Below are 13,167 nucleotides of genomic sequence, written 5' to 3'. Positions count from 1 at the left end.
TTCCGTGCGCAAAGTGATACGCCAGACAATGCCGATTGCAATGCCGGAAAGGGACATGCAGTCTGCCGCAAACCGCGCCGCGAAGGGCGCCGAAAGATGACCCGCATGTCCTCATCCGATACCGTCGTCTCCGCGAAAGATCTCGGCCTCACCTTCCAGACCGCCGATGGCCCCGTCACGGCGCTGACCGGCGTGAACCTCTCCGTCGAGAAGGGCGATTTCGTCTCCTTCATCGGCCCTTCCGGCTGCGGCAAGACGACGTTCCTGCGTGTCATCGCCGATCTCGAAAAGCCGACATCCGGCACGATCACCGTCAACGGCCTGTCGCCCGAGGAGGCCCGCAAGCGCCGCGCCTACGGCTATGTCTTCCAGGCCGCCGCGCTCTATCCCTGGCGCACCATCGAAAAGAACATCGCCCTGCCGCTCGAAATCATGGGCTACTCGGCGGCGGACCAGAAGGCGCGCATCGAGCGCACGCTCGACCTCGTCAATCTCGCCGGTTTCGGCAAGAAATATCCCTGGCAGCTTTCCGGCGGCATGCAGCAGCGCGCCTCCATCGCCCGCGCGCTCGCCTTCGACGCCGACCTGCTGCTGATGGACGAACCCTTCGGCGCGCTCGACGAGATCGTGCGCGATCACCTCAACGAGCAGCTCCTCAAGCTCTGGGCGCGGACCAACAAGACGATCTGCTTCGTCACCCATTCGATCCCGGAGGCTGTCTATCTCTCCACGAAGATCGTCGTCATGAGCCCCCGTCCCGGCCGCGTCACCGACATCATCGAATCTCCCCTGCCGAAGGAACGCCCGCTCGACATCCGCGAGACGCCGGAATTCCTGGAGATCGCCCATCGCGTCCGCGAAGGCCTGCGCGCCGGCCACAGCTACGAGGAGCACGCCTGATGAAGCTCCCCTTCGTGCTCTGGCTCTTCGGTGCAACGGCGGTCTTCATCGGCGCGGCGACGGCCTCGCGGGTCTATATCGGCACGACGAACATCCTTTACCTGCTGTTCTCGCTGGCGCTCTACATCGTCGGCAACCTGATGATGCTGAAGCTGATGCGCGAGGGCGGGCTCGGGCTTGCCATCTCGCTGTCCGCCATCACCCAGCTCCTCATCATCAATGTCATCGCCTTCCTGTTTTTCGGCGAGCGGCTGAGCGGCACGCAGCTTGCCGGCGTCGGCCTCGGCATCCTTGCCATGGGCCTGATGCTGCTGCCCACCCCGGCGCGGAGCTGAGCCATGGGCGAGACAAGCTTCCTCAAGGACCGCCTGCTGCCGATCGGCACCGTCGTCCTCGCCCTCCTCGCCCTCTGGTACGTCTTCGTCGTCGTGCTGAACGCGCCCTTCGAGCGCGACACGGCCGCGCGCGCCGGAACGACCATCGGCTTCATGGAACTGCTGCCGAAGACCATGGCGCAGGAGCGGCCGGTCCTGCCCGCCCCGCACCAGGTCTTCGCGGAACTTTGGGACACCACCGTCAACAAGGCGATTACCTCCAAGCGCTCCCTCGTCTACCACGCCTGGATCACGCTATCGGCGACGCTGCTCGGCTTCGCCATGGGCGCCGTGCTCGGCATCCTGCTCGCCATCGCCATCGTGCACAACCGCGCCATGGACCGCTCGCTGATGCCCTGGGTCATCGCCAGCCAGACGATCCCCATCCTCGCCATCGCGCCGATGATCATCGTCGTGCTGAATGCCGTGGGCATTTCCGGACTCATGCCGAAGGCGCTGATCTCGACCTATCTGTCGTTCTTCCCCATCGTCGTCGGCATGGTGAAGGGCCTGCGCAGCCCCGAGCAGATCCAGCTCGACCTGATGCACACCTACCACGCCTCGGCCGCGCAGACTTTCTGGAAGCTGCGCTGGCCCGCCTCCATGCCCTATCTCTTCACCTCGCTGAAGGTGGCGATCGCCATTTCGCTGGTCGGCGCCATCGTCGGCGAACTGCCGACCGGCGCGGTCGCCGGCCTCGGCGCGCGTCTGCTTGCCGGCTCCTATTACGGCCAGACGGTGCAGATCTGGGCGGCGCTCTTCATGGCGGCGGCGGTGGCGGCCTTGCTGGTCATCATCGTCGGCTTCGCTCATAGCCTCGTCCTCAAGCGCATGGGGGCACGGGCATGACCCTATCGATCCTGATTTCGGCCGTCGTCTTCTGGCTTGCCGCCTGGGCCTTCAACGAGTGGCTGGTGCGCCGGAAATTCGCAAATCCCGCCGCCGACCGCGCCGCACGCCTTGCCGTGCCGCTCCTCTTCGGCGTCACCATCCTCGTGCTGTGGGAAGGCATCGTGCGGGGTTTTGCCATCCCCTCCGTGCTGCTGCCGCCGCCGAGCATGATCTGGGCGCGGCTCATCAATTCCATCCCGACGCTCTGGGCGGACTTCCGCCAGACCTTCCTGAAATCCGTGCTGACGGGCTATGCGCTCGGCTGCGGCCTCGGCTTCGCCGTCGCCGTTCTCATCGACCGCTCGCCCTTCCTGCAGAAGGGGCTGTTGCCGCTCGGCAATTTCGTCTCGGCCCTGCCGGTCATCGGCATCGCGCCCATCATGGTCATGTGGTTCGGCTTCGACTGGCAGTCCAAGGTCGCCGTCGTCGTCATCATGACCTTCTTCCCCATGCTGGTGAACACCGTGTCCGGCCTTGCCGCGACGAGCCACATGGAGCGCGACCTGATGCGCACCTATGCCGCCGACTGGTTCCAGACGCTGGTCAAGCTGCGTCTGCCGGCCGCCTGGCCGTTCATCTTCAACGCCCTCAAGATCAATTCCACGCTGGCGCTGATCGGCGCCATCGTCGCCGAGTTCTTCGGAACCCCCATCGTCGGCATGGGCTTCCGGATTTCCACGGAAGTGGGTCGCATGAATGTCGACATGGTCTGGGCCGAAATCGCGGTCGCCGCGGTGGCTGGCTCCGCCTTCTACGGGATCGTCGCGCTCATCGAGCGGGTCGTCACGTTCTGGCATCCGTCTGTCCGCGGTGGACAGGCGTAACAAGAAGAAAGAGGGAACTGACATGAAAGCCAAGATTGCATCGCTGCTGCTGGCAAGCGCCTTTTCGCTCGCCGCATTCGAGGCCGGCGCCGCCGACAAGGTGACGCTCCAGCTCAAATGGGTCACCCAGGCGCAGTTCGGCGGTTACTACGTCGCGAAGGACAAGGGCTTCTACGAAGAGGAAGGGCTCGACGTCGAAATCAAGCCGGGCGGCCCGGACATCGCGCCCGCCCAGGTGATCGCCGGCGGCGGCGCCGACGTCATCGTCGACTGGATGCCCTCCGCCCTTGCCACGCGCGAAAAGGGCGTGCCGCTCGTCAACATCGCCCAGCCCTTCAAGTCTTCGGGCATGATGCTGACCTGTCTCAAGGAATCCGGCGTCAAGGGACCGGAAGACTTCAAGGGCAAGACGCTCGGCGTCTGGTTCTTCGGTAACGAATATCCGTTCCTCTCCTGGATGAGCCACCTGAAGATCCCGACCGAGGGCGGGCCGGATGGCGTGACGGTGCTGAAGCAGGGCTTCAACGTCGACCCGCTGATCCAGAAGCAGGCCGCCTGCATCTCCACCATGACCTACAACGAATACGGTCAGGTGCTCGACGCAGGTATCAAGCCGGAAGACCTCGTCACCTTCAAATACGAGGACCAGGGCGTGGCGACGCTGGAAGACGGCCTCTACGTGCTGGAGGACAAGCTGAAAGACCCCGCCTTCAAGGAGAAGATGGTCAAGTTCGTCCGCGCCTCCATGAAGGGTTGGAAATATGCCGAGGAGCATCCGGACGAAGCCGCCGAGATCGTTCTGGAGAACGACAGCACCGGCGCGCAGACCGAAGCGCACCAGAAGCGGATGATGGGCGAGGTCGCCAAGCTGACGGCCGGTTCCAACGGCGCGCTCGACGAGGCGGACTACAAGCGCACCGTCGCCTCGCTGCTCGCCGGCGGTTCGGATCCGGTCATCTCCAAGGAGCCGGAAGGCGCCTGGACGCACGAGGTCACGGACGAAGCCCTCAAGTAGTCCGCGCTTCGAGAACAGCAAGCGTGCGGGGCCCTGCCCCGCACGTTTCGTTTCGGGAAAGGGCAAATCCTGCGACAGCGCGCCGCGATTGCCATTGAAATGCCAAACGCCTAAAATAATGAGGCACCATTCCGTTACCCCTTGTAAGGTTCGCGGGCGCCGATTACATAGACCGCACAGTGGGACCAGGGGACAGGCTGGGGAGCCTTCCCGTATTTTCCCAAACTGGCAGGAATAAAGTCCGGCAGAAGAAAAACAACATCGCCCGGACCAAGATCATAAAGTCATGCTTTTTGGGAAAGTTCGGCCTATGGCTTCTGGACACAGGAAAGTTCTCTCTTTTTCCGCCGCCGCTTTCATGACGGTCGTCCCGTTTTCCGCCCTCGCCGCCGATGCGGCCACGGGCGATATGGCCGGCCAGCAACAGACGCAAAACCTTCCGGCCATCGTCGTCACCCCTGCTGAATCCCGCGCCATCGTGGACCGGGTGATCGCGACCGGCACCGTGCAGGCCGTCGACGAGGTCTATGTCACGCCGCTCGTCGAAGGCCTCTCCATCCGCTCGCTCGCCGCCGATGTCGGCGACAGGGTCGAAGCGAACGGCACGCTCGCCACGCTGAACGACGATGCCCTGCTCCTGCAGAAGAGCCAGAGCGAAGCCTCGCTCGCCAAGGCCGAGGCTGCGCTGGCGCAGATCAAGGCGCAGCTTGTCGAAGCCAAGGCCAATGCCGACGAGGCCGTGCGCACGCGCGATCGCGCGCAGAAGCTGGTCAAGTCGGGTTCGCAGTCGCAGGCCGCGGCCGACCAGGCCATTGCCGCCGCCGATGCGGCGCTCGCCCGCGTCAATTCCGCCGAACAGGCGATTGCCGTGTCCGAAGCCGATATCAAGGTGGCCGAGTCGCAGATCGACGATGTCGACCTGAAGCTTGCCCGAACCGAAGTGAAGTCGCCGGTCGCCGGCATCGTCTCCGCCCGCACCGCGAAGATCGGCGCCATCGCCAGCGGCGCCGGCACGCCGCTCTTCACCGTCATCCGCGACGGCGAAATAGAGCTGAAGGCCGACGTTGCCGAGGATGCGGTGCTCAAGCTTGTGCCGGAACAGAAGGTGAGCGTCACCCTTGCCGGCGGCGCGGCCACGCTGACAGGCACGGTTCGCCTCGTCGAGCCGACCCTCGATCCGCAAAGCCGCCTCGGCCGCGTCTACATTCGCTTCGACGAACCGGGCAAGGCCCGCGCCGGCATGTTCGCCAGCGCCGAGATCGTCGTTGCGGAGCGCAAGGGCATCGTCCTGCCGCTGTCCGCCATCACGACCGCAGAAGGCAAGACGGTGGCCCGCAAGGTGGAAAACGGCATCGTCAAGCTGGTACCGGTCGAGACGGGCATTCAGGACGGCCAGGTGATCGAGATCGTCAGCGGCCTTGCGGCCGGCGACGAGGTGGTCGCCAAGGCCGGCGCCTATGTCCGCGACGGCGACCGGGTGAACCCGGTCCATGCCGAGCAGGCTTCGGCCGTGAAATGACGTGGAGGCTCCGCCCAGGCGGAGCCGCTCAGGCCGGGCTGGGGCGCCTGGCAGCATGCGGGTGATCCGGGAGGAGCCGGGACCCGGACACCGTCTGGTCTCTCAACAAGGACTTTGGGGACATGAACTTTTCAGCTTGGTCCATTCGCAATCCGATTGCGCCGCTGCTCGCGTTTTTCCTGCTGATGTATGTCGGCATCCAATCCTTTTTTGCACTGCCCATCACGCGGTTCCCCAATATCGACGTGCCGATCATCGCGGTCTCCGTGACCCAGAGCGGTGCCGCGCCGGCCGAGCTCGAAGTGCAGGTCACCAAGGAGATCGAGGACGCGGTCGCCGGCATCGAAGGCGTCGACGACATCATGTCGACCGTCACCGACGGCAGCTCGCTGACATCGGTGCTCTTCGAGATCGAAAAGCCGACGAACCAGGCGCTGCAGGACGTCAAGGACGCCATCGACCGCATCCGCAGCGACCTGCCCGCCTCCGTCGAGGAACCGGTCGTCACCAAGATCGACGTCGAGGGACAGGCGATCCAGACCTTCGCGGTCTCCTCGCCCAACATGACGCTGGAAGAGCTGTCATGGTTCGTCGACGACAAGGTCAAGCGCTCGCTACAGGGCCGTCCCGGCATCGGCAAGATCGACCGCTTCGGCGGCGCCGATCGCGAGGTGCGCATCGACCTCAACCCGGACAAGCTGGAATCCTTCGGCATTTCCGCGGCTGACGTGAACCGCCAGATCCGCAGCATGAATGCCGATGTCGGCTCGGGCCGCGGCCAGATCGCCGGCGCCGAGCAGGCGATCCGCACGCTGGGCGACGCCCGCTCCGTCGAAAAGCTCACCAACACGATGATCGCCCTGCCGAACGGCCGCTTCGTGCGGCTTTCCGAGCTCGGAAAGATCAGCGACACCTATGAGGAGCCGCGCTCCTTCTCGCGCTTCAACGGCAACCCGGTCGTCACCTTCGCGGTCTTCCGCTCCAAGGGCGCCAGCGAAGTGACGGTCGCCGAATCCGTCGCCAAATCGCTCGACCAGGTGCGCACGCAATATCCCGACGTCTCGATCCAGCTCGTCGACGACGCCGTCTATTTCACCTACGGCAACTACGAAGCCGCTCTGCACACGCTGATGGAGGGCGCGCTGCTCGCCGTCATCGTCGTGCTGCTCTTCCTGCGCAACTGGCGGGCGACGCTGATCTCCGCCGTGGCGCTGCCGCTGTCGGCGATCCCCACCTTCTTCGTCATGGACCTGATGGGCTTCTCGCTGAACCTCGTCTCCTTCCTGGCGCTGACGCTCGCGACGGGCATCCTCGTCGACGACGCCATCGTGGAGATCGAGAACATCGCGCGGCACATCCGCATGGGCAAGACGCCCTATCGCGCCGCCATCGAGGCCGCAGACGAAATCGGTCTCGCCGTCATCGCGACGACCTTCACCATCATCGCGGTCTTCGTGCCGGTCTCCTTCATGCCGGGCATTCCGGGCCAGTACTTCATCCAGTTCGGCCTGACCGTCGCCGTCGCGGTGTTCTTCTCGCTCGTGGTGGCGCGCCTCGTCACACCCGTCATGGCAGCCTATCTCATGCGCTCGGGCGATGCGGACGGCCATGGCGAGGAGAAGGAAGGCGCCTTCATGCGCGGCTACACCTGGCTCGTCAGCAAGACGACGGGCAAGTGGTACGCCCGTTATGCGACGCTGCTTGGCGCCTTCGCCTTCCTCATCGCCTCCGTCATGCTGCTCTTCACGGTGCCGGGCAGCTTCCTGCCGCCGGAAGACGCCTCGCGCGTCGTGCTCTCGGTCGAGCTGCCGCCGGACGCCATGCTCGCCGATACCGACCGTACGACCACGCAGATCTTCGAGCGCGTCAAGGACATCGACGGCGTGGAAAGCGTCTTCGTGCTCGGCGGTTCCTCGCCGAAGGGCGACCTGGAACTGCGCCGCGCCTCCGTGACCGTCATCCTCGACAAGCTCGAACATTCGCTCGCCCACAAGCTGGTGAACGACGTGCTCGGCCGCATCCCCGTCATCGGCCAGTATCTGCCGAAGATGGAGGCGAAGGGCCGCCTGCGTCCGCAGTGGGACATCGAGAAGGAAATCTTCGCGACGCTGCACAAGATCCCGGACGTGCGCATCATCAAGCTCAACGACCGCGGCGAACGCGACCTCGCCTTCAACCTGCTTTCCAACAACGAGGCGGACCTCAACAACACCGTGGCCGTGCTGGAAGCAAAGCTGCGCGCCGATCCGCTGCTCGCCAATGTCACCTCGGAAGGCTCGCTGCCGCGGCCGGAACTGCAGATCCGCCCGCGCGACGACCAGATGGCCCGCCTCGGCATCACCACGGCGCAGATCTCGGAAGTCGTGCGCGTCGCCACCATCGGCGACATCGACTCGCAGCTCAGCAAGGTCTCGCTCGACGACCGGCTGATCCCGATCCGCGTACAGGTCGACCGCGGCTTCCGCGCCGATCTCGCCGCGATCCGCAACCTGAAGATCCAGACGGCCGGCGGCCAGTTCGTGCCGCTCTCCTCCGTCGCCGATATCGACTATTCGGAAGGCCCGAGTTCGGTGAAGCGGCACAACCGCAACCGCGTCGTCTCCATCGGCTCCGACCTCCAGCAGGGCGTGGCGCTCGATACGGCGACGGCGCGCTTCAAGGAGATCGCCGCCAGCATCGACATGCCGCCGACCGTCCAGTTCGCCGAAAGCGGCGATGCGGAGATCCAGGGCGAGATGCAGCAGTCCTTCGGCAATGCCATGCTGCTCGGTCTGCTGCTGGTGCTGATGGTGCTGATCCTGCTCTTCAAGGACGTGATCCAGCCCTTCACCATCCTGCTCTCGCTTCCGCTCGCCATCGGCGGCGTGGCGGCGGGCCTGATCCTGACGCAGAACGCGCTCTCCATGCCCGTCCTCATCGGCATTCTCATGCTGATGGGCATCGTGACGAAGAACGCGATCCTGCTCGTCGACTTCGCCATCGAGATGATGCACCACGGCATGAACCGGGTGGAAGCCATGATCGAGGCCGGCCGCAAGCGCGCCCGCCCCATCGTCATGACCTCCATCGCCATGTCGGCCGGCATGCTGCCCTCGGCGCTCGGCGTCGGTGAAGGCGGCTCGTTCCGTTCGCCGATGGCCATCGCGGTGATCGGCGGCATCATCGTCTCGACCGTGCTCTCGCTGGTCGTCGTGCCGTCGTTCTTCCTGATCATGGACGACCTGTCGCGCCTTCTCGCCTGGATCTTCGGCCGCTTCGTCGGCAAGAAGGATGACGAGCTGCTGGCCATGGAGCCGGAAGCCCTCACCCGCCTTGCCAGTGACACCGCCCGCGACGTCGGCGATCTCGAAAAGCGCATCGAGACGCTCGAGAGGAAGAACGGCGAGCGCAAGCCGTTCAGCGTGGTGCATCACTCGCCGCTCGCCGCCGAATAAGCCCGAACGCCAATCGAACGGCCGGTCCCGCGAAAGCAGGGCCGGCCGTTTTCCTGTTCATTGATCGAAATCAAGTAAGACTTCCCCGACCTCGACTATCGTCCTTTCATCGAAGACCGAACGACGCCTGCGGGAGCATGGAGTGAGATCGATGAACAGGCTGATGAAACCCGGTGCCCGGGAACGCGAGACCCTGCTGAATTCCGGCCTATTGTCCGTCCTTGGCGTGGAAAGCGTCGCGGCGATGATGGAAGTCGCCGTCATCGGCAACCTGCCGGCGCGGCAGATGCTGTTCCGCGAAGGCGAACCCGCCGACATGCTGCACTGCGTCCTGTCCGGTTACATCCGTGCCTACAAGCTCGATCCCGATGGCCGGGAGGCCGATGTGGAGCTCTACGGTCCCGGCGATCTCGTCGGTGCGAGCGTGGTGCTGGATGGCGGCCGGTACAGTGCGACGGCCCAGGCCGCCGAACCGGCCCTGATCGCCCGTTTCGACCTGAAGCGCGTGCGCGATATCGCCAACCGCCGGGCGGATCTCGCGGTGGCGCTCGCCACCGCCCTTTCCACCCAGCTTGGCAAGGCCTTTGCAAGCCTCGCCGACGACCGCCTGCACACCGCGCCGCAGCGCGTGGCGCGCTACCTGCTCGGCCATTGCGCGGTGGATGGCAAGGCGGTGAGCTTCCGCCTGCCCTATCAGAAGAGCCTTCTGGCCGGAAAACTCGGCCTTGCGCCGGAAGCCCTCTCCCGCGCCTTCTCGCTGCTGCGCGGCCACGGCGTCAGCGTGCGCGGCCGCCTCGTCCATATAAGCGATCCCGAAGCCCTGCGCCGGATCTGACGATCGGCCTCAACGGTGCCGTCCGCCGGCCGCGCGCCGGCGCGGCGCAAGCAGCGCTTCGCCTTCGTCCTCATGAACCGAACGGTCGCGCCCCAGCGACTTGGCGAGATAAAGCGCCCGATCCGCCGCCACGAAGACGGCCTCGAACGGCCGCTCCCCTTTCCGGTCGGCAATGCCGGCCGACAGCGTAACGACAATCGTGCCCTCGCCCGCCGCGACCCGCCGCCCGCTCACCGACCGGCGCGCCTCCTCCACGAGAAGCCAGCAGTCGCTGCGGTCCTCGCTGCGGATGAAAGCGGCAAACTCCTCGCCGCCGAAGCGGCCGACGAGATGACCGGGCAGGAAAACCCGCTTCAACTCCTCCGCCACCGCAACGATGACATCGTCGCCCACCGCATGACCATGGGTGTCATTGACGTCCTTGAAGCGATCGACATCGAATATCACGAAGAAACCGTTCTCCGTCGTTTGCGACAGCGCATCGGTAAAGGCCTGGCGATTATAAAGACCGGACAGGGCATCCAGCCGGCTGCGCCGCTCGAATTCGGCGCGCGACAGCGAGAGTTCGTGGATCGCCGTACCGATCAGCCAGGCAAGCAGCGCGGTGATGCTGGCGGCGATCACGATGGTCGTCGAACCGCCGAAGCCAATGGCGGAACGCAGCGGATAGGGCAAGAGCCCGAAATGCGCAAGAATGGCGGCGACCACGAGATAGGTGGACGTCGCAAGGGTCGTCGCCACCAGAACCGTGTTCAGCACGAAGGCCGAAATGTCCGCCTTCGTTTCAAAAACGCCAAGTTCGATCTGCGCCCTCAACCAGAGGGCCAGCCTGCCACGCATCGATCTCTCCATAATGAGCGGAGAGACCCTAGCGCATTTTCTTTCAGAGACTTCTAATGGATTGGATAGATATTTAACTGTTCCGTTTCGAGCCGCCCGGCAAGGTAAAGGAGGCGTTCAGGCCTGCCGGTCAAGGCGCTCGAGACGACCGGCGGCAATGGCGGCCTCCACCCAGCGCCGCTCGGCGGCAAAGGGATGCCACTCCCATCCCTCGTGACCGAAACCGGCTATGGCAACGGCGTCACCCTCCATGGCGATGCTATCGAGCACATGCGCGATGGTGATCAACCCGGAACTCGGCACCACATAGGGGACCGGGTCGAAGGCGGCGAGCGAGACATCGAGCGCCCGGTGCGTTGCCGCCGGTATGATGCAAAGCCGCCTCCCCGTCACGCGGGCGAAGGTTTCAAAACCCGGCGTGTAGTCGTCGCAGAAATCGTCGAGATCGGGATGGCTGAGAGACAGCGGCGCGCGCAATGCGGCAAAGGTTTCCGGTGCGCGCACGCACCAGATCTCGCTGGCCTGCCGGACCGTCTCGCTCGCCTTCCAGCATCCGCCGGCCAGCATTTCCAGCGCGGGGCGCCCCGTGTTGCAGACGGCGATGATATCCGTCCGGACACCGCCTGCGCCCGCCGAGCGGCAGAGATTGAAGCGGACGACGATGTCGGCACTGTCGATCGCGTCGGCAAGCCCGTCGCGGATCGGGCCGTTTCCGACGATGGCGATCCGGCGCGTCATCGCCGGATCCTCAATAGTCCGTCTCCAGAAATTCCTTCAGCTCGTCCGTCCGCTTGCGTGTGAGATCGGCGAGGCAACCGGAAACCAGCATGGGCTCGGCCTGCCCGCCCCGCGCCTGAAACCCCGCCAGCACGCAATGGCCGTCGCGATAACCGATCCAGGCACGCTGGGCGTTCTTCAGCGCATCGGCGGCGCCGATAGGATCGGCATAGAGCGGCGGATCGGTGTTTTCCGTGTCCAGCGCCTTCGCCCTGGCCATCGCCTTCTTGTAGGCGGCATTCAGCGCGGCATCTTCCGCTTCATAGGCGCGGTAGGCGCAATCGTTGAGATCGGGCTGGGCCGTGGAGGCGCCGCAATCCAGCGCCGTTTCATCCTGCGCCGCGGCGAAGGAGACGGATGCAGCGAGGGCTGCAAGGGGAAGCAGAAGGCGAATACCGAAGATCATGTGTCCTCACGCTGTCTGGTCCGACCTGCAGCATGCGGCTGTCAGGAAAGCACCGAAGGCTCCGATTGTTCGCACAGCGGCATTGCCACGCAAGCGTGAAATCGGGCCGCGCACAAAAAAGCCCGGCACAAGGCCGGGCTCAAAGGAAAAGCGGCCGGGCGGCGTGCATGCGCCGCCCGTTCCGTAAGACCGATTACTGGTTCTCGACGTAGGTGTACTTGCCGTCGTCACCCTTCTTCCAGGTGTACATGACGTAGTCCGGACGGGTGATGTCGCCCTTTTCGTCGAAGCCGAGTTCACCGATGGCGGTGTTGAACGGGCCCTTCGCCTTGATGGCTTCGGCAACAGCCTGTGCGTCGGTGCCGCCAGCAGCCTTGGCGCCTTCAGCGATGACCTGAACGGCAGCGTAGGAGTAGAGCGTGTAGGCTTCCGGCTCGAAGCCGGCAGCGCGGAACTTCTCTACGAGGTCCTTGGCAGCGGCGTTCTTGCGCGGGTCCGGAGCGAACGTCATCAGCGTGCCGTCGACGGCGTCGCCGGCGATCGAAGCCAGTTCGTTCGAGACGATACCGTCGCCCGACATGAAGGTTGCCTTCAGGCCCTGGTCGGCAGCCTGGCGTTCCATCAGGCCGAACTCGGTGTGCAGACCGCCCCAGTAGACGACGGAAACGCCGGCTTCCTTCATCTTGGCGATGAGAGCGGAGAAGTCCTTGTCGCCGATGTTCACGCCTTCATAGAGCGATTCGGTGATGCCGGCTTCGTTCATTGCCTTCTTGGTTTCGTCGGCAAGGCCCTGGCCATACGGGGTCTTGTCGTGAACGACGGCAACCTTGGCGTCCTTGTAGTTCGCGGCGATGAAGGAGCCTGCTACGGCGCCCTGCTGGTCGTCACGGCCGCAGGTACGGAAGGTGTTCCACAGACCGCGCTCGGTGTAGGTCGGGTTCGTGGACGCCGGGGTGATCTGCAGGATGCCGTTTTCAGCGTAGATTTCCGACGCCGGGATGGAAACGCCCGAGTTGAAGTGGCCGACAACGAACTTCACGCCGTCAGCGACGAACTTGTTGGCGACCGAAACGCCCTGCTTCGGGTCGGACACGTCGTCGCCGAGCACGATCTTGATCTGCTCGCCGTTGATGCCGCCGGCTGCGTTGATGTCGGCAGCGGCCTGCTCGGCACCCTTCTGCAGCTGCGCGCCGAATGCGGCGTTCGGACCGGTCAGCGGGCCGCCGACGCCGATCAGGATGTCGGCCCAGGCGCTGCCGCTGAAAGCGACCATTGCAGCCAAAGCAACAGCCGACATGAGAGACTTCTTCATATTATTACTCCCAAATTTAAAAGCGGGCTGATTTTTAACC

The 13,167-nt window shown here is 64.7% G+C and carries 12 protein-coding genes; 8 read left to right on the top strand and 4 right to left on the bottom strand.

Annotated features, from left to right (window positions below; translation table 11 throughout):
- Positions 1-105 precede the first annotated feature (105 nt).
- From V8U06_RS08085 to V8U06_RS08050, 8 genes are all read left to right on the top strand, one after another.
- Positions 106-900 carry an ABC transporter ATP-binding protein gene (locus tag V8U06_RS08085; protein ID WP_427140217.1) on the top strand — a complete coding sequence of 265 codons (795 nt, stop codon included), beginning with the start codon at positions 106-108 and terminating at the stop codon, positions 898-900.
- A complete protein-coding gene (locus tag V8U06_RS08080) occupies positions 900-1,235 on the top strand; it encodes a hypothetical protein (protein ID WP_226918046.1) in 336 nt (111 codons plus the stop codon). Before V8U06_RS08085 ends, V8U06_RS08080 begins: the two co-directional genes overlap by 1 nt.
- Positions 1,236-1,238: 3 nt before the next feature.
- Positions 1,239-2,123 (top strand): ABC transporter permease, encoded by an 885-nt coding sequence (locus V8U06_RS08075; protein ID WP_427140216.1) that lies wholly within the window; start codon positions 1,239-1,241, stop codon positions 2,121-2,123.
- Positions 2,120-2,989 carry an ABC transporter permease gene (locus tag V8U06_RS08070; protein WP_427140215.1) on the top strand — a complete coding sequence of 290 codons (870 nt, stop codon included), beginning with the start codon at positions 2,120-2,122 and terminating at the stop codon, positions 2,987-2,989. The genes V8U06_RS08075 and V8U06_RS08070 overlap by 4 nt, the downstream gene beginning before the upstream one ends.
- A 22-nt stretch (positions 2,990-3,011) precedes the next feature.
- A complete protein-coding gene (locus V8U06_RS08065) occupies positions 3,012-4,004 on the top strand; it encodes an ABC transporter substrate-binding protein (RefSeq protein WP_226918043.1) in 993 nt (330 codons plus the stop codon).
- Positions 4,005-4,362: 358 nt separating this feature from the next.
- Complete coding sequence (locus V8U06_RS08060; protein ID WP_427140214.1) at positions 4,363-5,523, top strand: efflux RND transporter periplasmic adaptor subunit; 1,161 nt, start codon at positions 4,363-4,365, stop codon at positions 5,521-5,523.
- Positions 5,524-5,645: 122 nt separating this feature from the next.
- Entirely contained in the window at positions 5,646-8,957 is a 3,312-nt protein-coding gene (locus V8U06_RS08055) for an efflux RND transporter permease subunit (RefSeq protein ID WP_427140213.1), read from the top strand.
- Between the two features lie 151 nt (positions 8,958-9,108).
- Positions 9,109-9,792 (top strand): Crp/Fnr family transcriptional regulator, encoded by a 684-nt coding sequence (locus V8U06_RS08050; protein WP_427140212.1) that lies wholly within the window; start codon positions 9,109-9,111, stop codon positions 9,790-9,792.
- Between the two features lie 9 nt (positions 9,793-9,801).
- Here the strand turns inward: V8U06_RS08050 and V8U06_RS08045 are convergent, their stop codons facing one another.
- The 4 genes from V8U06_RS08045 to V8U06_RS08030 form a co-directional block, all read right to left on the bottom strand.
- Positions 9,802-10,632, bottom strand: coding sequence for a GGDEF domain-containing protein (locus V8U06_RS08045; protein ID WP_427140211.1), 831 nt, complete (start codon positions 10,630-10,632; stop codon positions 9,802-9,804).
- Between the two features lie 117 nt (positions 10,633-10,749).
- Positions 10,750-11,370, bottom strand: a complete 621-nt coding sequence (locus V8U06_RS08040; protein ID WP_427140210.1) for a Urease operon accessory protein — start codon at positions 11,368-11,370, stop codon at positions 10,750-10,752.
- Between the two features lie 10 nt (positions 11,371-11,380).
- Positions 11,381-11,803: a lysozyme inhibitor LprI family protein gene (locus V8U06_RS08035; protein ID WP_427140366.1), complete on the bottom strand. Its 423-nt coding sequence runs from the start codon at positions 11,801-11,803 to the stop codon at positions 11,381-11,383.
- A 205-nt stretch (positions 11,804-12,008) separates the two neighbouring features.
- Positions 12,009-13,127: a branched-chain amino acid ABC transporter substrate-binding protein gene (locus V8U06_RS08030; RefSeq protein ID WP_226918036.1), complete on the bottom strand. Its 1,119-nt coding sequence runs from the start codon at positions 13,125-13,127 to the stop codon at positions 12,009-12,011.
- Positions 13,128-13,167: the final 40 nt, after the last annotated feature.

The organism is Shinella sp. G-2 (assembly GCF_050172695.1).
Taxonomy (GTDB): domain Bacteria; phylum Pseudomonadota; class Alphaproteobacteria; order Rhizobiales; family Rhizobiaceae; genus Shinella.
This window is presented reverse-complemented; position numbering and strand designations above follow the sequence as displayed.